The sequence below is a fragment of the Sphingopyxis sp. genome (assembly GCF_035250425.1).
Classification (GTDB): domain Bacteria; phylum Pseudomonadota; class Alphaproteobacteria; order Sphingomonadales; family Sphingomonadaceae; genus Sphingopyxis.
In genome coordinates this window covers 1-25,042 of the sequence record NZ_DATFFD010000312.1, presented here as the reverse complement: position 1 = coordinate 25,042, position 25,042 = coordinate 1, and the positions used below count along the sequence as shown (strand labels likewise).

23 protein-coding genes are annotated in these 25,042 nt (G+C 63.9%); 12 read left to right on the top strand and 11 right to left on the bottom strand.

Features of this window, described 5'->3' with window-relative positions; all coding sequences use genetic code 11:
- Positions 1–761: hypothetical protein (locus tag VJ811_RS19245; protein ID WP_324075402.1), on the bottom strand; the 761-nt coding region annotated here is incomplete at its 3' end.
- A gap of 254 nt (positions 762–1,015) precedes the next feature.
- Between VJ811_RS19245 and VJ811_RS19240 the strand changes: the two genes are divergently transcribed.
- Positions 1,016–3,208, top strand: a complete 2,193-nt coding sequence (locus VJ811_RS19240; protein WP_324075400.1) for a TonB-dependent receptor — start codon at positions 1,016–1,018, stop codon at positions 3,206–3,208.
- A gap of 187 nt (positions 3,209–3,395) precedes the next feature.
- On the opposite strand, the gene VJ811_RS19235 is transcribed toward VJ811_RS19240, so the two are convergent.
- The 3 genes from VJ811_RS19235 to VJ811_RS19225 are packed head-to-tail and all read right to left on the bottom strand — an operon-like array spanning position 3,396 to position 5,931.
- Positions 3,396–4,409, bottom strand: a complete 1,014-nt coding sequence (locus tag VJ811_RS19235; protein ID WP_324075398.1) for a histone deacetylase family protein — start codon at positions 4,407–4,409, stop codon at positions 3,396–3,398.
- On the bottom strand, positions 4,406–4,978 hold the full coding sequence (locus VJ811_RS19230) for an FMN-binding negative transcriptional regulator (RefSeq protein ID WP_324075396.1): 573 nt from the start codon (positions 4,976–4,978) through the stop codon (positions 4,406–4,408). The genes VJ811_RS19235 and VJ811_RS19230 overlap by 4 nt, the downstream gene beginning before the upstream one ends.
- Complete coding sequence (locus VJ811_RS19225; protein ID WP_324075395.1) at positions 4,975–5,931, bottom strand: alpha/beta hydrolase; 957 nt, start codon at positions 5,929–5,931, stop codon at positions 4,975–4,977. Before VJ811_RS19225 ends, VJ811_RS19230 begins: the two co-directional genes overlap by 4 nt.
- 176 nt (positions 5,932–6,107) lie before the next feature.
- Between VJ811_RS19225 and VJ811_RS19220 the strand changes: the two genes are divergently transcribed.
- On the top strand, positions 6,108–6,866 hold the full coding sequence (locus VJ811_RS19220) for a helix-turn-helix transcriptional regulator (protein WP_324075393.1): 759 nt from the start codon (positions 6,108–6,110) through the stop codon (positions 6,864–6,866).
- Positions 6,867–6,876: 10 nt separating this feature from the next.
- Here VJ811_RS19220 and VJ811_RS19215 read toward each other — a convergent pair whose 3' ends face one another.
- Positions 6,877–7,356 (bottom strand): Lrp/AsnC family transcriptional regulator, encoded by a 480-nt coding sequence (locus VJ811_RS19215; protein ID WP_324075390.1) that lies wholly within the window; start codon positions 7,354–7,356, stop codon positions 6,877–6,879.
- A gap of 187 nt (positions 7,357–7,543) precedes the next feature.
- Here VJ811_RS19215 and phhA point away from each other — a divergent pair, with 187 nt between their 5' ends.
- Genes phhA through VJ811_RS19175 form a run of 8 tightly spaced genes read left to right on the top strand, consistent with a single transcriptional unit; the run spans position 7,544 to position 15,020 of the window.
- Complete coding sequence (phhA, locus tag VJ811_RS19210) at positions 7,544–8,416, top strand: phenylalanine 4-monooxygenase (RefSeq protein ID WP_324075388.1); 873 nt, start codon at positions 7,544–7,546, stop codon at positions 8,414–8,416.
- The gene (locus VJ811_RS19205; RefSeq protein ID WP_324075387.1) at positions 8,413–9,318 is read left to right on the top strand and encodes a tryptophan 2,3-dioxygenase; all 906 of its coding nucleotides are present in this window, start codon (positions 8,413–8,415) and stop codon (positions 9,316–9,318) included. Before phhA ends, VJ811_RS19205 begins: the two co-directional genes overlap by 4 nt.
- Positions 9,315–9,944 (top strand): arylformamidase, encoded by a 630-nt coding sequence (kynB, locus tag VJ811_RS19200; RefSeq protein ID WP_324075385.1) that lies wholly within the window; start codon positions 9,315–9,317, stop codon positions 9,942–9,944. The genes VJ811_RS19205 and kynB overlap by 4 nt, the downstream gene beginning before the upstream one ends.
- Positions 9,941–11,182, top strand: coding sequence for a kynureninase (gene kynU, locus VJ811_RS19195; RefSeq protein WP_324075384.1), 1,242 nt, complete (start codon positions 9,941–9,943; stop codon positions 11,180–11,182). The genes kynB and kynU overlap by 4 nt, the downstream gene beginning before the upstream one ends.
- Positions 11,179–12,192, top strand: a complete 1,014-nt coding sequence (locus tag VJ811_RS19190) for a carbon-nitrogen hydrolase family protein (protein ID WP_324075381.1) — start codon at positions 11,179–11,181, stop codon at positions 12,190–12,192. Before kynU ends, VJ811_RS19190 begins: the two co-directional genes overlap by 4 nt.
- Complete coding sequence (locus VJ811_RS19185; RefSeq protein WP_324075379.1) at positions 12,189–13,325, top strand: cupin domain-containing protein; 1,137 nt, start codon at positions 12,189–12,191, stop codon at positions 13,323–13,325. Before VJ811_RS19190 ends, VJ811_RS19185 begins: the two co-directional genes overlap by 4 nt.
- Positions 13,326–13,348: 23 nt before the next feature.
- Positions 13,349–14,257, top strand: coding sequence for a fumarylacetoacetate hydrolase family protein (locus tag VJ811_RS19180; RefSeq protein ID WP_324075377.1), 909 nt, complete (start codon positions 13,349–13,351; stop codon positions 14,255–14,257).
- A gap of 10 nt (positions 14,258–14,267) precedes the next feature.
- Positions 14,268–15,020 (top strand): Asp/Glu racemase, encoded by a 753-nt coding sequence (locus tag VJ811_RS19175; RefSeq protein WP_324075375.1) that lies wholly within the window; start codon positions 14,268–14,270, stop codon positions 15,018–15,020.
- 138 nt (positions 15,021–15,158) lie between these two features.
- On the opposite strand, the gene VJ811_RS19170 is transcribed toward VJ811_RS19175, so the two are convergent.
- Positions 15,159–17,141, bottom strand: coding sequence for a S9 family peptidase (locus tag VJ811_RS19170; protein WP_324075373.1), 1,983 nt, complete (start codon positions 17,139–17,141; stop codon positions 15,159–15,161).
- 378 nt (positions 17,142–17,519) lie between these two features.
- On the opposite strand from VJ811_RS19170, the gene VJ811_RS19165 reads away from it, so the two are divergent.
- Positions 17,520–18,140: a PilZ domain-containing protein gene (locus tag VJ811_RS19165; RefSeq protein WP_324075371.1), complete on the top strand. Its 621-nt coding sequence runs from the start codon at positions 17,520–17,522 to the stop codon at positions 18,138–18,140.
- A gap of 2 nt (positions 18,141–18,142) precedes the next feature.
- Here VJ811_RS19165 and VJ811_RS19160 read toward each other — a convergent pair whose 3' ends face one another.
- Genes VJ811_RS19160 through VJ811_RS19145 form a run of 4 tightly spaced genes read right to left on the bottom strand, consistent with a single transcriptional unit; the run spans position 18,143 to position 22,397 of the window.
- A complete protein-coding gene (locus VJ811_RS19160) occupies positions 18,143–18,784 on the bottom strand; it encodes an FABP family protein (RefSeq protein WP_324075370.1) in 642 nt (213 codons plus the stop codon).
- A 19-nt stretch (positions 18,785–18,803) separates the two neighbouring features.
- Complete coding sequence (aguB, locus tag VJ811_RS19155) at positions 18,804–19,655, bottom strand: N-carbamoylputrescine amidase (RefSeq protein WP_324075368.1); 852 nt, start codon at positions 19,653–19,655, stop codon at positions 18,804–18,806.
- Between the two features lie 57 nt (positions 19,656–19,712).
- The gene (locus VJ811_RS19150; RefSeq protein ID WP_324075366.1) at positions 19,713–20,696 is read right to left on the bottom strand and encodes an agmatine deiminase family protein; all 984 of its coding nucleotides are present in this window, start codon (positions 20,694–20,696) and stop codon (positions 19,713–19,715) included.
- An 18-nt stretch (positions 20,697–20,714) separates the two neighbouring features.
- On the bottom strand, positions 20,715–22,397 hold the full coding sequence (locus VJ811_RS19145) for a M28 family metallopeptidase (RefSeq protein WP_324075364.1): 1,683 nt from the start codon (positions 22,395–22,397) through the stop codon (positions 20,715–20,717).
- Between the two features lie 193 nt (positions 22,398–22,590).
- Here VJ811_RS19145 and VJ811_RS19140 point away from each other — a divergent pair, with 193 nt between their 5' ends.
- Positions 22,591–24,519 carry a S9 family peptidase gene (locus VJ811_RS19140; RefSeq protein WP_324075362.1) on the top strand — a complete coding sequence of 643 codons (1,929 nt, stop codon included), beginning with the start codon at positions 22,591–22,593 and terminating at the stop codon, positions 24,517–24,519.
- 72 nt (positions 24,520–24,591) lie between these two features.
- Here VJ811_RS19140 and rpsD read toward each other — a convergent pair.
- Positions 24,592–25,042: 30S ribosomal protein S4 (gene rpsD, locus VJ811_RS19135; protein ID WP_324075359.1), on the bottom strand; the 451-nt coding region annotated here is incomplete at its 5' end.

The following is a 25,042-nucleotide window of genomic DNA, read 5'->3' as shown; positions in this document are numbered from 1 at the left end:
TCGACCGAGGTCCGGTAGAGCCGCGTCGGCCGGTTGTGCGCGTCGCGCCAGATCCAGAACAACCAGCGCGACGAGGGAGAGAATACGAGGCCGCCATAGCCATAGGCGTCCTTGTCGACGAGCGTACGGATCTCGCCGCTCTGGTTGTCGCGGATGCAGATGCGGTGGCGGTCGTTGCCGATGACATCCTCGGCCCACGCGAAATAGCGGTGATCGGGGCTCGGCTGGTGCCCGGTGCTGCGAAAATAGGGCTGGCCTTTTGCACGCGCCGCCTCGTCGATCAGTTGTTCGGGTTTTTCGCCCTTCCGGCTGCGCGTATAGACCACATGCGCGGCGCCGGCCGGCCGCGCTGATCCATAGTCCCAGCCGTCCTTTTCGAGCGCGGGCGCCGCCACGTCGCCGGACGCCCGCGCGAGCATCGCATCGAGCAGCTTCGCGCGCTCACCCGCGAGTGGGGCAAGGATTGCATCGGCATAGTCATTCTCGGCCTTCAGCATCGCGCCGACGGCGTCGGGCAGATTGTCACGCGTGCGCTCGCCCGTCGCCGGTATGAACTTCATCCAGCTATAGGCGTCGTCGCGCTGGCGGCCCAATTGATCGATCACATGCGAGATACGCGGCGATTGCGGCGGCGCGATTTTGGGCCAGCGCCCGGCGCCGCCCTGTTCGAACGCCCATGCCGCGCGATTTCCCAGCAGGAGCGCGGCCATCGCGGCGCTGCCCATGAACGCGCGCCGACCCTTGTTCTCGATGTTCTGCATGCGATCCTCTCTCGCCCGGCGGGGATGTCGCGTCCAGTGTATGTCGCGCCGATTGGCTTACTGCGCCGATCAGGCCGCCCAATCCATCGATCGGGCAAATTGGCCGCGAGCTCCCACGAAACGGCGCTTTCCCGCGCGAACGCGCTGGCCCGATCGGGCTGGAAACTGGCCCGACCATCGCCGCCACGCCAATTTCGCATGATAGCTTGAGCATCGGATCTTCTTACCAGGCATTATCAATAAGGGAGGCAAAAATGGGGTTTGCATCGATCAGGCGCGTCGCGGCGTGCGGCATCTCGATCCTGGCGCTGGGACAGGCATCGGGTGCGCTCGCACAGGAAACCGACGATAGCGAGATCGTCGTCACCGCCGCGAAGCGCGAACAGTCGGTGCGCGATGTCAGCGGCTCGGTGTCGGCGGTCAGCGAAGCGACGCTGCAAAAGCTCAATGCCCAGAGCCTCTCCGATTACATCACGCGCGTCCCCGGCGTGGTCTTCAACGATTATCAGCCGGGCGTGTCCGAAGTCGTGATCCGCGGCGTCGCGTCGTCGACTTATCATGAGGCGAACCAGGCGACGACGGGCTATTATCTCAACGAAGTGCCGCTGATCGAACCCGGCTTTCCGCTCGTGATCCCCGACGTCGACAGCTTCGACATCAGCCGCGTCGAGGTGCTGCGCGGGCCGCAGGGCACACTCTTCGGCTCCTCGTCGCTCGGCGGCGCGATCAACTATGTCGTGAACGAGGCCGATCCCGCGCGGTTCGATGCGGGCTTCGAAGGCGGCCTTTCGACGACCAAGCGCGCGGGCGAAGCGAGCTATGCGGTCAAGGCCATGGTCAATGTCCCGATCGCGACCGACAAGCTCGCCGTCCGTCTCGTCGCACTCCAGCGTTATGACGCGGGCTACCTCGACAACACGCTGCTCGGCAAGAAGGGCAGCAACGACCTTCGTGTCAGGGGCCTGCGCGGTTCGATCGTCTTCACCCCCACCGAGACGACGCGCGTCTCGGCGCTCAGCATGTACCAGGAATATGATCTCGACGATCAGACCTATGTGATCTTCGGTCCGCCGAAGACCTTCGAGCGCGCGACAAACGTTGCCGAATATCAGGACACAAGCTTCATGATGCACAGCCTGCGGATCGAGCAGGATCTGGGCTTCGCGACCCTCACGGCGGTCGGCAGCTATACCGAGAAGAAGGCCGATCTGGCGTTCGACAATTCGATCTTCAACGGCAACGACCCGCGCACCGACACCCCCGAACTCGCCAGCAGCAACGGCAAGTCGAAGACCGAATATGGCGAATTGCGGCTCGCCTCGCCCGATAGCGGGCGATTCCGCTGGCTGCTCGGCGCCAATTACACCCGGCTGCGGTCGAACAACACCGACGGCACCTATATCGAGGGCATCGCCGACTATATCGACGCGAACCCCGGCGAGTTCGACGGCCAGCCGGGCAGCGAACTCGCGCCGGGCGATCTGGCGACGCGGACGATCAGCAGCAACCGCGTCACCGAAAAGGCGATCTTTGGCGAAGCGTCGTTCGACATCGTCGATACGCTGACGCTCACGGTCGGCGGCCGCCTGTTCGAATATCGCTCGCGCCCGCGCCTGCAATTTCTGCCCAACGCCAATCTGGTCGATCCGTTCGATTTCGCGCCGGCGGCGGACAAGGATTCGGATTTCATTCCGAAGGCCTCGCTGACGTACAAGCCGTCGGACGATTTCATGGTCTATGCGCTCTATTCGGAGGGCTTCCGTATCGGCGGGGTGAACGTCTATTCGGCCGCGGTTCCCGGCCTGCCGCTGACCTTTGAAAGCGACACGACGAAGAATTACGAACTGGGGACGCGCTTCGACCTGATCGACAAGACGCTGAGCGTCGATGTCACCGCCTATCATATCGACTGGGGCAATGTGCAGGCACGGCTGTTCACGCCGGTCGATTTCGACGCCTATACGGTGAACGGGGGCGGTGCGGACATCGACGGGGTCGAAATCAGCCTGAACCTGCGCCCGACGCGCAATCTCAGCTTCACGTCGAACATCGCCTATAATGATGCGCGGCTGTCGACGCTGCTCCCTGACAGCTTCGCGCCGGGCGGCGGCTATGCGAAGGGAACGCGCCTGCCGGGCGCGTCCGAATGGACGCTGTCGAACTCGCTCGATCTGAGCTTCCCCGACATGTCGCTGAAACCGCGCTTCGGGATCGCGCACCGCTATCTGTCGAGCGCACCCGTCGATTTCGCCGGGACGCTCGACAAGGGCGACTTCCACCTGATCGATCTCAACGCGTCGGCGACGGTGAGCGACCGGATCGAGCTCAGTCTCTTCGCGAAGAATCTGTTCAACCAATATGGCATTTTGAACGCACCCTTCGCCTTTGCGGGTTCGGTCGCGCGGCCACGCACGCTGGGCGCGAGCGTTCGTTTCAGCCTGAACTGAGATCAAGAAAGGAGTTGCCCCGCCGGGAGGTGGAGCGGCCATTTTTCCTTCGTCACCCTGAACTTGTTTCAGGGTCCATGGCCCGTCTTTTCCTTCGACGCAGCGTTGGATTGAAGCTCAGGCCGTGGATGCTGAAACAAGTTCAGCATGACGAGGTGAGGAGGCAGCTAACACCCCTAAGCTGACATCACTTCTCGAAGCCCGAGAGAAACGCGGCGACATTCTTGCCGAGGTCGCCGACGGCATAGCCGCCCTCCATCACGACCAGCGTCGGCGCGCCGAGCGCGGCGATGCGCCCGGCCAGCGCGACATAATCTTCGCGCTCGAGCGCGAAGCTCGAAATCGGGTCGCTGCTATGCGTGTCGGCGCCGAACGAGACGATGAGCAACTTCGCGCTCCAATCCGAAATCGCCGCCAGCGCGGTGTCGAGCGCGGGGGCATAGCTTTGCCCGTCGGTGCCGCGGGGCAGGGGGAGATTGAGCGTGCTGCCTTCGCCCGCACCTTCGCCGGTTTCGTCGGCGTGCCCCCAATAGAAGGGGTAATCGGTGCGCGGGTCGGCGTGAATCGAGGCGAAGAAGATATCGGGATCTTCGTAAAAGATGTCCTGCGTGCCGTTGCCGTGATGATAATCAATGTCGAGTATCGCGACCGGCCCGAGCCCGCGATTATGCGCCTCGCGCGCCGCGATCGCGGCGTTGTTGAGGTAGCAATAGCCGCCCATATAGTCGCGCCCGGCGTGATGGCCGGGCGGGCGGCACAGCGCGAAGGCATGCGCGTCGCCGCTCGTCGCCAGATGATCGAGCGCGGTCAGCGCGCCCTGCGCCGACCAATAGGCCGATTCCCAGGTGCCCGCCGCGATGGGCGTCCCGGCGTCATAGCTGTACGCGCCGAGATCGGCGTCGATGCGTCCGAAGCTCAGCGGCCGGCGGCGCCGGACCGGGAAGGTATAGCCGATCGCGTCGCCGCTGCGCCCCGCGGCGAGCCAGTCGCGGTGCGCGCGTTCGAGGAAGGCGAGATAGTCGGCGTCATGCACCGCGAGCAGCGGCGCCATGCCGAAATCGCGCACCGGCTGCCAGTCGGTAAAGGCTTCGACGATCGAACGCGGGCGTTCGATATTTTCGGCATAGGGCACCCAGTCGCCATTGTGCAGTTCGCGCAAGGGCGCGTGGGCGGTCTGGCGATCGTCGAAGAAAAGCTTCACCTCTGTCCTTCCATCCAGTTCGCGAGCGTCCGGTCGCTGTGACCCGCGACGATCTCGGCAAAGCCCTCGGCGCTCTCGTCCTGCCCGAGCTTGAAGCTGTGTTCGGCGGACCGGACGTGGGCGCGAAAGGCGATGATCTGGTCGAGCATTGCATCATAGCGCGGGCCGAGGTTCGCTGTCGACCAGCCGCCGCCCTCCATCTTCGCGACGAGCTGCTCGATCGCGTCCTGCGTCTCATCGCCGACGAATTCGACTTCGACGGTGAAGCGCAATACCGCATAATTCCACGTCGGCGCCCAGTCGAGCTTCGACAATAGAGTCGTCGGAACATAGCCCGATGGCCCGTTGAACAGGATCAGGCCGTGCGGGTTGGCGCGGAAATCGCCCACCAGCGCATTGCGCAGCGCGCAATGTCCGAACAGCGCGACCACCGCGCCCGCGTCGTCCGTCTCGGCGATCAGCGGCAGCGGGCTGGCATGGAACGCCCCCGAAATCACCCAGGCGAGCGGATAGTCGGCGATCAGTTGCCCGATGTCGGCGAGACCGCGCGGCGCGTAGAGTTTGGTCATGCCGCGACGATATCACGGATCCACGCCGCCTGCTCGTCGAGCGCGCGGCCGGCGAGGGGGGCGATCGATACCGCCTCCAGAAAGCTGTGCGTCGCGCCCCGATAGGTGACCGCGCGCGTCGGAACGCCGGCCTCTTCGAGCTTGCTGGCGAAGGCGGTGTTGCAATCGGCCAATATGTCGCACTCGGCGATGGCGAGGAAAGCGGGCGGCAGGCCGATGAGGTCGGCATTTAGCGGCGCGACCAAAGGGTCGGTAAGCTGCTCGGGGCCATCGACATAGGATGTCCAGAAGGCATCCATCTCGTCGGCCTCGAGCGAATAGTCGCCCGCGCCGAAGCGGGCATAGCTCGGCGTCCGCTCGGGCGCGAAGGCGCCGTAATTGAGCAGCATCGCGGCGGGCAGCGGACGCCCGCGCTGACGCTGCAACAGGCACGCCGCGACCGACAGGTTCGCCCCCGCGGAATCGCCGCCGATCAGCACGCGCGTCGCATCGAGGTTCAGCGCGTCCGCCTGCGCCGCGATCCAGTCGAGCGCCGCCGCGCATTCATCGAGCGCGACGGGGAACTTGTTTTCGGGCGACAGGCTGTAATCGATGCCGAGCACGGCAATCCCGGCGCGCGCGGCATATTCGCGCATCAGCCGGTCGTGCGTGTCGATGCTGAACAACGTCCAGCCGCCGCCGTGGATATAAAGCATGACCGGCAGCTTGGCGTCGGCGACCGGGCGGTGGAGCCGCAGGCGGACGCCGCCCATGTCGATTTCTTTGCTCTCGGCCATTATCGGGCCACCCTCGCGCCACGGCCCTCGGACGCGTTCGGCGACGGCACGGCGCACCGCCATGCTCGCCTCCGCCGGCGCGCCATGATCCACATAAGCGGAGTTGATCGCGTCGACAAAGCGCCGGATATCGGGGTCGGCCATGTCGTTCTGCATGACGCTTAAGCCCTTTGACATATTTCGCTTATCCTTCTCGAAACGATCCTTGATTGCCTGATAGCTTTTGCGCACGCGCATCTATCGCCCATTTGGGCCAATCACCGCAGCGGACAGGCCAGTGGGCGCATCATCGCTGGCCAGCGGCCCGCGCGGCCTATATTGTGTATTTGTCCAAGACTTGTGAGGATCGGGCCATGAAGCATAGTGCCGATGTTCTGACGAACGACCGCCCGGTCATTGCGCTGCAGGATGAATATCCTGCCGGCTTCATCGATCCGATGCACAGCCACGACCATATCCAGATTCTCTACGCCTCGTCGGGGGTCATGTCGGTCCGCACGCCCGAGACGAGCTTCGTCATCCCGCCGCAACGCGCCGTATGGCTGCCCGCGGGGACGCGGCACGAGGTGGCGTGCCGCGGCCCGGTGTCGCTCCGCACGCTCTACCTGCCGTGCCGGGGCGGCGAGACGGGGCAGGAATGCCGCGTTTTCGAAGTGTCGAACCTCGTCAAATCCTTGATCCTCGAGGTCGTCGATTTCCCCGCGCTCTACGACGTCGACGGGCGCGAGGGGCGGATCATCGCGCTATTGCTCGACGAAATCGGACGGATGCCGAACGCGCCCTACCAGGTGTCGATGCCGTCGAACCCCCGCCTGCTTCGCGTCTGCAACGCGATCATCGCCGACCCGTCGGACCCGCGCGACATCGACGATTGGGCGGCGCTCGCGGCGATGGGGCGGCGGACCTTCACGCGCAGTTTCAAACAGGAGACGGGAATGGGGCTCGCCGTCTGGCGGCAGCAGGTCCGGTTGATGGAGGCGCTTTCGATGCTCGCCGCGGGCGCGTCGATCACGCAGGTCACCTATGACGTTGGTTACGACAGCCCCAGCGGGTTCGCCGCGATGTTCCGCCGCGCCTTCGGCGTGCCGCCGAGCCAATATCTGAAACACTGACGCCGCGGCGCTAGTCGCCGCGCCCGCGCCCCTCGGTCGTCCGGGCCCATTCGGCGAGGTCGCCGTGCCGTTTGATCGTCTTGAGGCACACGACGGTCTTCAGCCGCTGAACGCCGGGCAGTTTGGAGAGATTGTGGCGGAGCAGCTCGTCGAGATGGTCGGCAGAGCGCGAGAAGATCTTGAGCAGATAGTCGCTCTCGCCAGCGGTGGTGTGGCATTCGACGACGGCGGGATGCGCGAGCACCGCCGCCTCGAAATCGATGTGCGCATCGAAGCGGATCTGGACTTCGACGAAGCTCTGCACCGCGAGGCCGATCGCGATCGGGTCGATCCGCGCCGCATAGCCTTCGATCACGCCGCTTTCCTCGAGGTTTTTCACGCGCGCCCAACAGGGTGATTTGGACAGACCGACCTGCTCGCCGAGGTCGGCGTAGGACTGCCGGCCGTCGCGTTCGAGCGCGGCGACGATTTTCCAGTCGAGCTTGTCCATGCGTTCCGTCCTGAATCGGGTTTGTGCGAGAATATGGCCGTCCTATTCTAAATCAAAGAACAAACTCCTGTAAATATGGTGATTTGCAGAACGATTAGCGATTTTCCGCAGGCTGTTGACGCGAAATCCGCACAATGTTCGCGCGGCCTCGCGCTATCACTTGCGCCGAAGGTTTGGAGAGAGACCTATGGCCGCGACACATATATTCGACGCACCGCCCGAAGGTGTCGCGGCCGATTGGACGATGCCGCAGAACTGGGCGGCCTTCACCGCCGAACAGCACGCGACGTGGCGGACCTTGTTCGATCGGCAGTCGGCGGCGCTGGATGGCTATGCCTGCCGGTCGTTCCTCGATGGCCTCGACATTCTTCGAAAGCTGAAACCCGGCGTTCCCGATTTCGCCGAGCTTAACGCGCTGCTGAAGCCGGCGTCGGGGTGGGAAGTCGTTGCGGTGCCAGGCTGGATTCCGAACCAGCCCTTTTTCGAGCATCTCGCGAACAAGCGCTTTCCCGCGGCCAATTTCCTCCGTCCGCCCGAGCAGGTCGCGTACAGCGAAGAGCCCGATATGTTTCACGACATTTTCGGCCATATCCCGATGCTCACCGATCCGGCCTTTTCGGATTTCCTTGTTGCTTATGGCGAGGCCGGGTTGCGCGCCGAAAAGCTCGGGGCGTCGGACTATCTCGGGCGATTGTGGCTCTATACCGTCGAGTTCGGCCTTGTCGTCGAGGACGGCGAACTGCGCGCCTTTGGCGGCGGCCTCATGTCGAGCTTCGCCGAAACGCTCTCCGCGCTGACGTCGCCCGAACCGCAGCGCATCTGGCTTGATATCGAGCGGGTGATGCGCACGCGGTACAATTTCGACGAATTCCAGCAGACCTATTTCGTCGTCGCGGGTTTTGAGGAGTTGCTGCGCGCGACGGAGGAAACTGACTTCGCGGACGTCTATCGCAAGATTGCTGACGAACCGGTGCTCGAACCGGGGGGTGTCTGGCCGGGCGACCTGGCTTATGATGGAAGTCTGCCGGCCGCGCCGGCAAGCGGAGAGGCATCGCTATGATCAGGCAGACGCGCGACGGTGGCACCGATATTTTCGAGACCGAGATCGACGGCGAGACGATTCAGTGGGACAACGGCCTGACCTATGCTCGGCACCTGCAGACCGCGCAGCTGCTTTCGGCGCAGGTGCCGGTGTCGGACAAGCCCGACGAGATGCTGTTCATCATCATGCACCAGACGATGGAGCTGTGGATCAAGCTGGTGCTGCACGAGGGGCGGCTGGTTTATGACGCGATCAAGGCCGACCGGCTGGAGGTCGCGGGTAAGGGGCTCGACCGGATCGCGACGATCCAGCGCCACATGATTCACAGCTGGGAGGTGCTCGCGACGCTGACCCCGCATGATTTCCTGACTTTCCGTGGTTTCCTGCGCCGCGCGTCGGGGTTCCAGTCACAGCAATATCGCGAACTCGAATATCTGCTCGGCAACAAGCGCGAGGATATGATGATCGTCCACAAGGACGATCCAGAAGCTACGGCGCGGTTGCGGGCGACGTTCGAGGCGCCGTCGCTGTACGACGAACTTCTGCGGCTGCTCGCGCGGCGCGGTTTCGATATTCCCGCCGATCATCTGGAGCGCGACTGGACGAAACCCTATGCGGCGTCGGACGCGGTCGAGGACGCCTGGCTGAAAATCTATACCGACGTCGACGCACATTGGGATCTCTACACGCTGGCCGAGAAGATCACCGCGCTCGAATATTATTTCCAGGAATGGCGCTTCAAACACATGAAGACCGTCGCGCGCGTGATCGGGCACAAGCCCGGCACCGGGGGATCGTCGGGGGTCAATTATCTGGTGAAGGCGCTGGACCTCAGCTTCTTTCCCGAACTGTGGTCGATGCGGACGCGAATGGCCGCGCCGCGCGAGGGCGGCGATTATGCCGAAGGGAAGGGCGCATGAGCCGGATCTGGGACATTTCGCAGCCGCTCCACGCCGCGGTGCCGGTGTGGCCCGGCGAGCCCGCCTTCGCGCTGCATAGCCATGCGGTGATCGGCGACGGCTGTCCGGTCAATGTCGGCGGCATGTTCACGCCGTTGCACGCGGGGACGCACGGCGACGCGCCGCTGCACTACGCCCATGACGGGGCTTCGTCGGCCGATTGCGACCTCGACGCCTATATCGGGCCGTGCGTATTGCTCGACGTCCGCCATGCGCGCGGGCGGGTCGAAATTGCGGATGTCGATTGGGCCGCGATCGAGGGTGCCGAGCGCGTGCTGTTCCGCACCTACGAGCGATTTCCCCACGACCAATGGGATAGCGATTTCACCGCGATCGCCAGCGATGTGATCGCCCGGCTGGGTTCCATGGGCGTGCGCCTGATCGGCACCGACGCGGCTTCGCTCGATCCCGAACAGTCGAAGACGCTCGACGCGCATCAGGCGGTGAAGGCCGCCGACATGCGGATATTGGAAGGGCTGGTGCTCGATGCCGTGCCGCCCGGGCGGTACGAACTCGTCGCGCTGCCGCTTCGCATCGTCGGCGCCGACGCCAGCCCGGTGCGCGCCATCCTGAGGGAAATCGCATGACCGAAACGCTCCTCGCCACCGATGTGTCGGCGCTCGACGCCGCCGATCCGCTGGCGCCTTTTCGCGAGCGCTTCCATCTGCGCGAAGGCCTCATTTATCTCGATGGCAATTCGCTTGGCGCCCTGCCCACGGCAACGGGTGAGCGGCTCGCCGACGTTGTCGGCAGCGAATGGGGCGAGGGGCTGATCACCTCGTGGCTCGGCGCCTTATGGTCGACCGCGCCGCGGCGGATCGGCGACAAGATCGGGCGGCTGATCGGCGCGAAGCCGGGCGAGATCGTGGCGACCGATTCGACGTCGGTGAATATCTTCAAGGCATTGACCGCCGCACTTTCGTTGCGGCGTGAACGGACGGTTATCCTGTCGGAGGCGACGAATTTCCCGACCGACGTCTATATGATGCAGGGCATCGAGGCATTTTCGGGCGGGCGCGTGAAGGCGGTCACCGTTGCGCCGGACGCCATCGTCGAGGCGCTGAACGACGATGTCGCGGTGCTGCTGCTGACGCAGGTTCACTATAAGTCGGGCCGCGTGCGCGACATGGCGGCGATCACGCAGCGCGCACATGATGTCGGCGCGCTTGTCGTCTGGGATTTGAGCCATAGCGCGGGCGCGATTCCGGTCGACCTCCACGGCGCGAACGCCGATTTTGCGATCGGTTGCGGATACAAGTTCCTCAACGGTGGCCCCGGCGCGCCCGCCTATCTGTTCGCGGCGGCGCGGCACCATGCCGCGACGCCCGTTTTGTCGGGCTGGTTCGGTCACGCGCGACCCTTTGCGTTCGAAGATGATTATGACCCCGCCGTCGGGATCGAACGCTTCCAGTGCGGCACGCCCCCGGTGCTCGGTCTCGCCGCGCTCGAGGTGGGCGTCGACCTGATGCTCGAAGCCGACATGGCCGAAATTCGCCGCAAGTCGCTCGCGCTCGGCGACCTCTTCATCGAGCAGATGCGGCCGCTATGCGATGCCTATGGTTTCGAACTGGTCAGCACGCAGGACCACGCGACGCGCGGCAGCCAGGTCGCCTATGCGCATCCGCAGGGGTATCAGATCGTGCAGGCGCTCAAGGAATTTGACGTGATCGCTGATTTCCGCGCGCCCGATATCTTGCGCTTCGGGCTGACGCCGCTTTACCTCCGCTATCGCGACATTGTTGAAACGGTCGAGCGGCTGGAAAAGGTCTGCACCACCCGCGCGTGGGACAAACCGCAATATCACCAGCGGGCGGCGGTGACATGAGCGACGTGTCGGCACCTTTTCTGCCCAAGTCGCGCGTCGCCGCGGTGCAGGCCGCGCCGGTCTTCCTTGATACCGCGCGCACGGTCGACAAGGCGTGCGCGCTGATCGCCGAGGCCGCGGGCAATGGCGCACAGCTCGTCGCCTTTCCCGAGGTTTTCGTTTCCGCCTATCCTTATTGGAACTGGCTGATGACGCCGATCGAGGGTGCCGAATGGCATGAGCGGCTCTATCGCGCGTCGCTGTTGATCGACGGCCCCGAGGTCGCCGCGCTCTGCGCCGCAGCGCGCGATCATGGCTGCACGGTGGTAATCGGGATCAACGAGCGCGATCCGGTGAGCGTCGGCACGCTCTATAACACCAACCTCATCATCGGCGCCGACGGCAGCCTGCTCGGGCGGCATCGCAAGCTGGTGCCGACCTGGGCCGAGAAACTGACCTGGGCCGGCGGCGACGGCAGTTCGATCCGCGTCTATGACACGCCCGTCGGGCCGCTCGGCACGCTCGCGTGCGGCGAGAATACCAATACGCTCGCGCGCTTCGCTTTGCTGTCGCAGGGCGAACTCGTCCATGTCGCCAACTATATCGCGCTGCCCGTCGCGCCCGCGTCGTACAATATGGCCGAAGCGATCAAGATTCGCGCCACCGCGCACAGTTTTGAGGGCAAGGTCTTCACGATCGTCGCCTGCTCGGCGCTGAGCCCCGAAATTATCGACGCGATGAGCGCCGACCGCCCGCAGAACCGCGAGCTGCTGTCGCGCCCGCACAGTGCCTTTTCGGGCGTCATCGACCCGCACGGCAATCTGGTCGGCGCGGCGCTGATCGACGACGAAGGCATCGTCTATGCCGATATCGACCTGGGCGACTGTATCCGCCCCAAGCTGATGCACGACATCATCGGCGGCTATAACCGCTTCGACATCTTCAACCTGACGGTCGACCGGACCCCCCGCGCGTCGGCCCTGTTTGTCGACGAGCCGCAGCCCGTCGATCCAGATGAGGAGACGCCATGATGGCAGACAATCCCACGATCATCGACCCGCGCGACGATGTGCTTGGCCGCGCGCGCGTCACCGACACACCCGAACTCGAAGCTTTTTATCAAGAGCTTGCGAGGCGTAATGCAGGTGCCTTCTGGAAACGCGCCAATGCGATCGAGCCGTGGGAGCCCGAAACGCGCTATCGCCCGACGCTCTGGCGCTACGCCGATATGCGCGACATGTGCCTGCGCGCGCTCGACTTGGTGAAGCCCGAGGAGGCGGGGCGCCGTGTCGTCACCCTGCTCAACGACAGCGACGCAGGGCGCGAGAACACCGCGGTTTGCGGCTGGCTGTTCAGCGGGATGCAGGCGATGCGGCCGGGCGAGATTACCCCCGCGCACCGCCACACCGCCTCGGCGCACCGCTTCATCATGGAGGGGAAGGGCGCCTATACCGTCGTCGACGGGCACCACATCACCTTGGGCGCCAATGATTATGTGCTGACGCCGGGCGGCTGCTGGCATGACCATGGCGTCGTCGCCGACGGTGAGGTGTCAATCTGGCAGGACGGGCTCGACATTCCGCTGATGAACAGCCTCGAGACCAATTTTTATGCGGTCTACGACCAGCCCGCGCAGACGGCGGCTTTCCCGACCGACGACCTGCCGCTCAGCTATGGCGGCGGGTCGCTGCGGCCCGAAGGCATTGGTGCGTGGGAGAAGCCTTATTCGCCGGTGATGGTCTATCGCTGGGAGGCGACGCGCGATGCACTGTGGAACCTCGCGCAAGTGTCCGACGGCACGCCGTTCGACGGCCATATGGTGCGTTATTCGAACCCGCTGACCGGTGGCTGGGCGCTCCAGACGATGGGCGCGCATATGCAGATGCTGAAACCCGGTTTCCGCGGGAAGGCGCACCGCCACACCGGCAATGTCGTCTATAATGTCGCGGGCGGGCGCGGCTATTCGATCATCGGCGGCGAGCGGTTCGACTGGGGTACACACGACATTTTCTGCGTGCCCGCGTGGACGTGGCACGAGCATGTCAATCTCGACGCGTCCGAAGAGGCGTTCCTCTTCTCGTTCAACGATTTCCCCGTGATGGAGGCGCTCGGCGTCCGGATCGAGGAGCCCTATTCCGAAAATGGCGGCCACCAGCCCGCCTGATTTCAAGACAGACAGGACAGATTATGCGCTTCGTCACCTATCGCACGGTCGAGACCGAACCGCGGCTCGGCCTTCTCCATGACGGGCTTGTGATCGATGTCGAATATTTCGGCGATGCGATCGGGCACGATCTGCCCTCGACGATGCTCGATTTCATCGACCTCGGGCCGATTGCCGTGCGCTTCCTGCAGGAAGCCGTTGCGGCGGCGACAACCGCCGATCTGATCGGCACATCGCTTCCCGAAGGCAATGTCACCTTGTTCGCGCCGATCCCGCGGCCGCGCAAGAATATCTTCGGCATCGGTCTCAACTATACCGAGCATGTCGCTGAATCGGCGCGCTCGCTCGATACGTCGAACGAGCTGCCGCAGCAGCCGGTGATCTTCTCGAAACCCCCGACCGCGGTCGTCGCGTGGAACGACCCGATCCGCCACAATGCGAAGGTGACGCAGCAGCTCGACTGGGAAACCGAGCTCGCGGTGATCATCGGCAGCACCGCGCGCCATGTCGCCGAGGGTGACGCGCTGAACCATGTATTCGGTTACACCGTCATCAATGACGTGTCGGCGCGCGACTGCCGCCGCGCCGGGCAGTGGATCGTGTCGAAGGGACAGGACAGCTTCGCGCCGATGGGGCCGTGCATCGTCACCCCCGACGAAATCGGCGATCCGCACAATCTCAATATCCTGACGCATGTGAACGGGGTCGAGAAGCAGAACAGCAATACGCGCTTCATGCTCTTTAATATCAATCAGTTGATCGCCGACATTTCGAGCGTGATGACGCTCGAACCCGGCGACATCATCGCCACCGGAACGCCTGCGGGAGTCGGCGCGGGGCGTGACCCGCAAGAATTCATGTGGCCGGGCGACGTCGTCGAATGCACCGTCGAGGGCATCGGCACGCTCCGCAACCCGATCGTCGCGATCTGAGGCGCGCGACATGACCAGACCCATCCGCATCGGGCAGATCGTGCCCAGCTCGAACGTCACGATGGAAACCGAGATTCCCGCGCTGCTCCGTGCGCGCGAGGCAATCGCCCCCGAACGCTTCACCTTCCACTCGTCGCGGATGCGGATGAAGAAAGTGACGAAGGAGGAACTCGTGGCGATGGACGCCGATTCCGACCGCTGTGCGCTCGAACTGTCCGACGCCGCGGTCGACGTGCTCGGCTATGCCTGCCTCGTTGCGATCATGAGCATGGGCGAGGGCTATCACCGCGTGTCCGAAGCGCGGCTGCACCAGCGGACGGTCGAGAATGGCCATGCCGCGCCCGTCGTCACCAGCGCCGGCGCGCTGATCGAGGGGCTGGCGGCGCTCAAAGCGAAGCGCATCACGCTAGTCGCGCCCTATATGAAGCCGCTGACGCAGATGGTCGTTTCCTACATTCAGAATGAAGATATCGAAGTAAGCGATTGGCTCGCACTCGAAATTCCGGACAATCTGGAGGTCGCGGCGCAGGATCCGGCCAATCTGCTCGAGCATTACAAGCGGCTCGACCTGACCGGCATCGATGCGCTCGTCCTTTCGGCGTGCGTCCAGATGCCCTCGCTGCCGTCGGTGCAGAAGATCGAGGATGCGATCGGCAAACCCGTGGTCTCGGCGGCGATCTGTACCGCGCACCAGATGCTCACGCGGCTCGGGTTGCCGACCGAGGTTCCGGGCGCCGGAGCTTTGCTTTCCGGCCGCTATTGATCGAATGCGGCGGGCGGCGTGATCGCTGCCGCCGCAGCGACAACAGGACCGCGAGCGCCACCGCCACCGCGAGCCGGTGCGCGGAGTTCGCTATCGAATTCAAAAGGGGCGGTCCGCAGACGGGCCGCCCCTTTCGTTTCAATGCGGCAGGAAGGCCGAAATCTTGCGCAGCATGTCGGCGCGCGCTTCGCCCGCCTCCAGGCTGTGCGAGAGTTCGGGATATTCGATCAGTTCGACGCGCTTGGCCTTGTCCTCGAGCGCGCGACGCATCGTCCGCGACTGCGCGATTTCGACATTCTGGTCGAAACTGCCGTGGAACATCAGCACCGGCGCCTTGATGGCCGCGGCGTTTTGCGCCGGCGATCCTTCGCGAATATGGGGACCGCTGCCGATGAACTTGGCGTTGATCCGTCCCGCGCCCTGCCGCGATTCTTCATCCTTCAATTGCTGGAGGTCGGTGACCGGTGCGATTGCGACGATCGCCTTGAACAGGTCGGGCGCCAGCACGCCCGATTGCAGCGCCGCATAGCCGCCATAGGACCAGCCGACGATCGACAGCTTCGCAGGGTCGGCGCCTTGTGCGGAGACAAGCCAGCGTCCGCCGTCGGCGATGTCGCCGACGGCTATCTTCCACGACTGAAACCCGTTGTTCTGATACCAGGCGTCGCCATAGCCCGACGATCCGCGATAATTGGGCTGGAGTACCGCATAGCCGCTCTGCGCGAAATATTGCGCCAGCCAGTCGAAACCCCACTCGTCGCGCGCCGACGGTCCGCCGTGCGGCATGACGATGGCGGGCAAACCCTTTGCATCGCTGCGCCCGGGCGGCAGCGTCAGATAGCCCGGCACTTTCGTCCCATCCGCCGCGGGATAGGTGACCGCCTTTACGGGAGACAGGGTGGTATTCGAAAGCGGTTCGCGCGATACGAGCAGCGGCCGCAACTCGCCCGCCTTGGGCGTGAAGAGATAATAGGCGCCGGGATCGGTGTCGGATTCGGCGCGGACGAGATAGCGGCTTTCGTCGGCCGAGGCGTCGACGATAACGACCTGGCGTCCGTCGAGCGCCTTTGACAACGCATTCGTCAATTTCGCCAATGGCGCATCGGTCATCACTGCCTTGCGCTGATCGGTCGCATAGGACACGCCAACGATGCGGCCATTGCGTCCGATGCGGATGATATTGTCGACGTCGACCTCGGGGTGCGCATAGATGGTGCTGGTCGCACCCGTGCCGTCGAGCGCCATCGCGACCACCGCCTTGCGCCCGCCGATTTTCTGGAACCCATAGACGCGGTTTGTCGCCGCATCGACCGCGGCCGGCTTGAACCCTTCGTCGGTCACGACGTCGGTTTGCGACAGCGACTTCCATCCACCGCCCTCTTTCGGCCGATAGGAAAAGTTGATCGTCGGATCGAACTGTCCGGTGCTGCTCGTAAAGCCTTGCGTCGCCATGACACGAACATTGCCGTGTCCGTCGGACAGATAATGGATGGCATCGCGATTGGCGGCCTCGACCCGGCGCCCCGCCCCGCTGACCGAATCGACGCGATCGACGCCCAGCCCTTCGGCGCGGCTGGCGATGCGCGTGCCCGTATTGCCTTCGGGAACATAGCTGCGCGTCATCAGCAGCGAGCCGTTGTCGGTCGATGACCAGTCGATCACGCTGCCGCCGCGGTAATCGGCATAGAGCGAGCGGTCGCTCCGACGGTTGCTCAGCACCTTCAGATTGCCGCCCGCGGCATCGATCGCGACGATGTTCGTCGCGGCCAGGACATCGCCGGCGACATCGTCGCGGGCGAAGGTCTGGCACGCGAGCCGCGCGTTGGTCACCCAACCGCACCAACTGAGATTGCCGGCCGAACCGCCGTCGCTCGAAAGGATCTGCCGCGGCTCGGCGCCTTCGCGGGTTTCGACGATATAGAGCCGGCGCTGCCGCTGCTTGCCCTGGTCGATGAAGGCCAGACGGTTGCCGTCCGGCGAAAGGCTGACGTCCAAGATCGATTCGAGCGCGCCGAAACGCGCCGCATTATCCATTTCCTGCGCCCCGGCCGTACCAAGCGGCGACAAAGCTGCCGCCAAAGCCAGCGCCGAAACGCCCCGGCCAATCCATTCTGAAATCATTCTATGCCCCCGCTTTATTCAAATCAGCCATCAGAGTGGTCATGGCGGCCAAATTATCAAGCAAATTTGAAACGCTAGGCCGCGTTGACCTTGGGGATTCCCGTTTTTCGCGATTTCTGATTCATGGCCGTCATTTTGGCCCTTAATCCCGGCGTGCGCCCTCCGTAAATTGTGTAAAATGCGAAAGCTTCGTAATCGAACGACCAGCCGGGCCGCGCGCTTTCGCATTTTCTGATCGGCGTCACGTTGACTATGATCGGCATCATGATTGAATTATAAGCCTAATTCTAGTAGTTCGGTGTCGTGGGGATTGTGTATTTTGCAGTATAGACAGGAAGTTATGCTTCCGGTCGGTACTGCTTCGATAAGGTAGATGACATGAACCAACGTCGGCTCTCCGATCCGGTAGAGGAGCAGGGAAAAGCGGCCGACCTGGATCGTCGTGGCGGTGACCGCTATCGCACGGTCTGGCGGATCGCCAAGGTGATGCGCAACGGCGATGCGGGGTTGTGGCGGGTGCGCAATATTTCCGACAAGGGCATGATGCTGGCGGCCGAGGTGCCGATCGCGATCGGCGAGAAACTGGAAATAGCGCTTTCGGATACCGTTGTGATCCGCGGCGACGTCGTCTGGTCCGACAGTGGACGGTGCGGCGTGTCGTTCGACAAGGAAGTCGATGTCGCCGATGTGCTGAAGCAATTGGCCGCCGAACAGCGCGCCACGGGCTATCGGCAACCGCGCCTGCCCGTGAGCACGCAGGCGCAGGCGGTCACCGACGAAAGCACGACCAGCATCGAACTGGTCGATTTATCGCAGCATGGCGCCGGTTTCATCCACGACGGTCATCTGGAGGTCGGCAAGGAACTTGACCTGATACTCGCGGGCGGGGTCAAGCGCCGCGCGATCGTCCGCTGGTCGCGCGCCGGACGCGGCGGTCTGTGGCTAACGCAGCCGCTCGACCGCGCCGACCTCGAAAGCATCCGCCGCTTCGAAAGCTGACCTTAGCCGCTGCGGGTAATTTTCGCCCAAGGGTTGAGATCGGGCTCGGCGATCTTCATCAGCGTGTTGCGATCGCGGTGGAGAAAGGGCTCGCCTTGGCCTTTGACCACGAGCGTGGTGTCGGACATATAGCTCCACGACCCATCGTCATGGAAATCCACCGTAATCTGATAGCTATCGGTCCGGAACGCGAGGTCGAGGAAGGTCGTCGAGCAGATGCCATATTCAGTTTGGCCACGCTCGGCCCTTAGCACCAGCTTCTTCGCATCGGGCTCGGCATGCCCCGCCGCAATCGCGATCTGCCCGCGCGGGATCGCCAACGTCTGCAGGATCAGACCGGTCGCGGCTTCGTAGAGCCAGTAACCGACCTGGTCGTGGAAGGCGATGTCCTCTTCGCGCGTGTTGACGTGCAAATGATAGCGCAGCCCATAGAACAACTGCGGGCCATTCGCCTGCGGGTCGATCGGCTGCATCTCGACCCGCTCATAATATTGGCGGGTTTCGGGGCCGTCGGCCTTGGGGTTGATATCGACCCCGCGCTGGCCTTCCCAGATGCCGGCGAGGCGGCGAAGCGGGCCGAGATTGGCGAGCGTCTCGGGGTCGACGTCCTCGGGCTCGGTGAAAATATCGTCGGGTAATTCCATGGTTCGCCCCAGCTTTTTGTCAGATGTCTTCGACGAGCCGTCCATAGAGCTGCGGCCGGCGGTCGCGGAAGAAGCCCATGCCGGCGCGATGCTTCGCCGCGCGGTCGAGGTCGATCGTCTCGACCAGCACGCCGGTTTCGCTCGCGCCAAATTCCTGCGTCAAATCGCCCCATTCGTCGGTGATGAAACTATGGCCATAGAAATTGGCCTCACCCTCGGTGCCGATGCGGTTCGACGCGATCACCGGCATGCAGTTCGACACGCTATGCCCCTGCATCGCGCGGCGCCACATGCGGCTGGTGTCGAGGTCGGCGTCATAGGGCTCGGAGCCGATCGCGGTCGGATAGAAGAGCAGCTCGGCGCCCATCAGCGCCATCGCGCGCGCGCATTCGGGATACCATTGGTCCCAACAGACACCGACGCCGATGCGGGTGCCGAAGACGTCCCACACCTTGAAACCCGTGTTGCCGGGGCGGAAATAATATTTCTCTTCGTAACCGGGGCCGTCGGGGATGTGGCTTTTGCGGTACGTCCCCATGATCGCCCCGTCGGGGCCGATCATCGCGAGCGTATTGTAATAATGCGGCCCGTCCTTCTCGAAATAGCTCGTCGGAATCGCGACTTTCAGTTTTGCCGCGAGCGTTTGCATTGCCACGACGCTCGGATGCTCGGCGGTCGGGCGGGCGCTGGCGAACAGTTCCTCATCCTCGATCTGGCAGAAATAGGGGCCTTCGAAGAGTTCGGGGGGCAGGATGATTTGTGCGCCCTTCGCCGCCGCTTCCTCGACGAGCGCGGTGACGGCCTCGATATTGGGCCGGGCGGGGCCGGGCAGGGGAAGCTGCAGCGCGGCGACGGTGAGGGTGCGGGTCATGGGCGGGTCCGTGATGGCTGGAATCGAGCCGGAATATAGGGGGCTTCGCGCCCGATGCTAGGCCGGAAGCTGCTGGCTCGAGCAGTGGAAGCTGCCGCCGCCGACGATGATGCCGCGCGCGGGCACGCCAATCGCGCGGCGGTGGGGGAAGAGCGCGGCGAGGGTGTCGACCGCGGTGCTGTCATTGGCGACGCCGTAGGTGGGCACCACGACAACGCTGTTGCCGATGTAGAAGTTCATATAGCTCGCCGCCGCGATTTCGCCGCGGATCTCGACGCGGCCGGGCGAGGGCAGGTCGACGATCTCGACGCCGCCGAACGCGGCGGTGCGCGCGCGGGCGTCGGCATAGATATGCGCGTTGGGATCGTCATTGCCGTCCGCGACGGGCAGGGCGAGCCGCCCTTCGCCGACGAAGCGCGCCAGATTGTCGACATGGCCGTCGGTATGATCGCCGACGAGGCCATTTCCGAGCCACAGCAACCGGTCGATCCCGAGCGACTGGTGGAGCCGCACCGCGATATCCTCGCGGGTCAGCGTCGGGTTACGGTTAGTGTTGAGCAGGCATTCTTCGGTGGTGGCACAAAGGCCCGTGCCGTCGACGTCGATCGCGCCGCCCTCAAGCACCCAGTCCTGATCGTCGACCGGCAGACCGCTTTGGGCCGCGAGCGCTGCGCCTACCTCTTGGTCGCCCGGCATGACGAATTTCTCGCCCCACCAGTTGAATTTGAAGTTGCGCGCCCGCCGCGCCGCGCCGGTTCCCGCAACGATCGGCCCGGTGTCGCGCAGCCAGATGTCGCCGAGCGGCTGGACCAAGATGCGCACGCCGGGGTCGACGAGCGCGGCGGCGATGTCCGCCTGCCGCGCGTCGTTGACGACCAGCCGCACATCCTCGCCGCGGCCGCCGTCATGGACGGCGTTGGCGAAGGCGGCGACATCGCGCCGTCCTTCATCGATCGCGCCCGACCACTCCTCGGCGAGGTGTGGAAAACCGATCCACACGGCGTCGTGCGGCGCCCATTCGGCAGGCATTTTCAGCGTCATGGGCGCACACTCTTTCGCTTATTTGCCGGCGCGCGACTTGTCGCGGGCGGCGCGGAATTCGTCGCCCTCGTTCCAGTTCGGCCACGCGTCGGTCATCGCCAGCATACGGCCCGCGGCGTAGTAAAGGCGCAGGTCGGACATCATGCCGCCCCAGTTGGTGATCGCCTCATATTCATCGCCGGGGGCGTGGTAGCGGTTCTTTTCATAATCTTCGGCCGCCTTCTTGCCGGCCTCGACACCGCCCTCGACCAGATCGTCGCCGCTGCCGAAGTTGAACATCGGCACGCCGAGCTTGGCGAAGCTGAAGTGATCCGAACGATAGTAGAAGCCCTTTTCAGGCGTCGGCTCGTCCTTGATCACGCGCTTTTCCATCGCGGCGAGCTTCGCGACATAGGCGTCGAGTTCGGATTTGCCGCGGCCGACGACGACGATGTCCTTCGCCGGACCGATGGCGTTGAGCGCATCCATATTCACGCCGCCGACCGTCTGCGCGAGCGGGAACACCGGGTTTTCGGCGTAATATGTCGAACCGAGCAGGCCCGATTCCTCGGCGGTCACGGCAAGGAAGACGATGCTGCGGTCGGGCGCGCCCGCCTTGTGGAACGCCTGCGCCAGCGTCACGAGACCCGCGATGCCGCTCGCATTGTCGACCGCGCCGTTGCAGATGTCGTCGCCGGCAACGGGGGTGCAGCGGCCGAGGTGGTCCCAGTGGCCGGTGTAGAGCACATATTCGTCCGGATGCTTGGCGCCCGGCAGCACGCCGATGACGTTGCGCGACATCTTCTTCGAAATCGCGTTGTCGAAGCCGAACGACGCCTTCACGCCGGTCAGCGCGACGGGCTTGAAGCCCTTCTTGCCCGCGTCGGCGCGCAGCTTGTCGAAATCCTGCCCGGCGCTCGCGAAGAGTTCCTTGGCCTTCGGAAGCTGGATCCAGCCGTTGGCGAGCGTTTCCTTCGCTCCGCCATCCTTGGTTTCGGCGAGGTAGTTGGCGCCGGTGTTGCTCGATTCGACGACGTTCCAGCCATAAGCGGCGGGTTCGGTGTCGTGGACGATCAGCACGGCGGCGGCGCCCTGCCGCGCGGCTTCCTCATATTTATACGACCAGCGGCCGTAATAGGTCATCGCGCGGCCGTTGAATTCGCCCTTGGCTTCCTTCGTCTGCCAGTCGGGGTCGTTGACGAGGACGACGACGGTCTTCCCCTTCACATCGAGCCCGGCATAGTCGTTCCAGCCCTTTTCGGGCGCGTTGATGCCATAGCCGACGAACACGACGTCGCTGTCCTTGACCGCGGTCTTGGGCTGCACGCGATAGCTGAACGCGACATAATCCTTCGCATATTGCGCGGTGACCGGCGTCTTGCCGCCGGTGAAGGTGAGCGGCGTCGCATTCTTCGCGGTGATTTCGACCAGCGGCACGTCCTGCGTCCACTTGCCGTTGTTGCCGGGCTTCAGCCCCGCTTCCTCATATTTCTTGATGATATAGGCGACGGTCTTTTCCTCGCCCGGGGTGCCGGGTGCGCGGCCTTCATAGGCGTCCGACGACAATTCCTTCGTCACCTCCTGAAGCGTCGCGAGCGACAGTTCGGGGATCTGGACGTCGGGAATGGCAGTGGCCGACGTCGCGGCCTTGTCGGATGTATTGCACGCGGCAACGGTCAAAAGGACCGCCACGGCTGCGGTCGTTCGGGGGAAACGAAGCATGGAAATTCCTCGGAAAGTTTTCATTTGCGACGAGCGGGCTTGTGCCAGCCGGATGCCGCGGGTGCAAGCATCGCCGCTGCCCCGAACCATTCCGCCTTGGAAATTGCCTGCGGACGCTCTAGCGAATGAAAAAGGGAACCGGATAACAGGGGGATATTGGATGCGGGGGCGTTTTCTGTGTTTGTCGGGGAGCTTGCTTTTCATCGGCGCGGCACAGGCGCAGGAAGGTGATGCGGCGCGCTTGTTCGGAACGCTGCCCGGCGTCAGTCAGGCGAGCCTGTCGCCCGATGGCCGGAAACTGGCCTTTCTCGCACCGGGCAAGGGCCAGGCGAACGACCTGTTCGTGGTCAATATCGGCGAGGACACGGCACCGCTGCGGATTTTGCGCGCGAGCGGCGATCCCGAGATATTGCTATCGTGCGGCTGGGCCAGCGATGCGCGGCTGATCTGTCAGGTTGGCGGGCGGCAGGAATATGGCGGGCAAATCTATGGCTACACCACATTGGTCGGCGTCGATGCCGCGGGCGGCAATACCAAGGTGCTGAGCAAACAGCGTGGGTCGAATGCCATCGGTTATGACTTTCGCGGCGGCAACGTCATCGATTGGCAGCCGGGAACGCCGGGCAGCGTCCTGATGATGCGCAGCTATGTTCCCGAGGCCAACCTCCGTGGCGCCTCGTTGATAACCAGAGACGCCGACGGGATAGGCGTCGATCTGGTCGATGCCACGACGGGTGCGACCAAGGCCGTCGAAAAACCGCGCCGCGATGCGACCGAATATATCACCGACGGCAAAGGTATTGTGCGGGTGATGGGGGTTCATGCGGCGGCCGGCCAGACCCAGTATCTCGATAGCACCCGGCGTTATTTCTTCCGGCCGCGCGCGGGTGGTGCGTGGCAACCCCTTTCGGCCGTCGATATGACGACCGAAGAGGGTTTCGATCCGGTGACGGTTGATGCCGCGACCGACCGCGCCATCGGTTTTGCCAAGGTGAACGGTCGCTATACCGTCAGCGCGGTGCAACTCGACGGCTCGGGCAAGGGATCGATATTGTTTCAGCATCCCGAGGTCGACGTGGACAGCCTGGTGCGCGTCGGCCGCGACAAGCGGGTGGTGGGCGCGACCTATGTCACCGAACGGCGGCGCATGGTGACGACCGACCCCAAGGTGGAAGCGATGGCAAAGTCGCTGTCGCGGGCGCTGGGCGGCAAGGATGTCTATTTCGTCGATGCCTCGGCGGACGAGAGCCAATGGCTGGTCTGGGCGGGTTCCGACGTCGATCCCGGCCGCTATTATCGCTACACCCCCGCGGAAAAGCAGCTGCGCCCGCTACTCGACGATCGGCCGCTCTTGACCGGGCAGACGCTGTCGCCGGTAAAGCCGATCAGCTATGCCGCCGCCGACGGGACGATGATCCCCGGCTATCTGACTCTGCCGCCGGGACGCACCGAGGCCAAAGGATTGCCGGCCATCGTGATGCCGCACGGCGGTCCTTCGGCGCGCGACGAATGGGGCTTTGACTGGCTCGCGCAATTTTTCGCGCAAAAAGGCTATGCCGTTGTCCAGCCGAATTTTCGCGGATCGTCGGGTTATGGCGATCAATGGTATCAGAACAACGGTTTTCAATCATGGCGGACCGCCATCGGCGATGTGACCGATGCCGGGCGCTGGCTGGTAAAAGAGGGGGCCGACCGGGCCAGGCTCTCGATCGTCGGCTGGTCCTATGGCGGATATGCGGCATTGCAATCGGGCGTGCTGGCGCCCGACCTGTTCCAAAAGATCGTTGCGATCGCACCCGTGACCGATCTCGCCAAATTGAAGCGGGAGGCCGAAAAATATACGACTGGCGCGCTCGTTCGCGATTTTGTCGGTAGCGGGCCGCATGTCCGCGAAGGCTCGCCGGCGCAGAACGCCGCCGCGATCAAGGCACCGGTGTTGATGTTTCACGGCGCGCTCGACCAGAATGTCGACATCGAACAGTCGCGACTGATGAAACGCGCGATCGAGGATGCGGGCAAAACAACCGAGCTGATCGAATATCCGGGTCTGGCGCACAGCCTGAGCGACAGCGATGTGCGCAGCGATATGTTGAACCGGATCGTTGCGTTCCTGCCGAAGTAGCGCGGCGCGTAACAGAAAAAGGGGCGGTCCGCCTGCGGACCGCCCCTTTGTATCTTGCGATGAACCGCTGGATCAGCGCGAATAGAATTCGACGACCAGGTTCGGTTCCATCTTCACCGGATAGGGAACTTCGTCGAGCGTCGGAACGCGAACGTAAGTGGCCTTGGTGCCGTCGACCGACAGATATTCGGGCAGGTCGCGCTCGGGCAGGCTCTGCGCTTCGGCGACCAGCGCCATTTCCTGCGCCTTCTTGCCAAGGGTGACTTCGTCGCCCGGCTTCACGAGGCGGCTCGCGACGTTGCACTTCACGCCGTTCACATAGACGTGGCCGTGGCTGACGAGCTGGCGCGCCGAGAAAATCGTCGGGGTGAACTTCGAACGATAGACGACGGCGTCGAGGCGGCGCTCGAGCAGGCCGATCAGGTTCTGGCCGGTGTCGCCCTTCATGCGCGACGCTTCGAAATAATTCTTCTTGAACTGCTTTTCGGTGATGTCGCCGTAATAGCCCTTCAGCTTCTGCTTC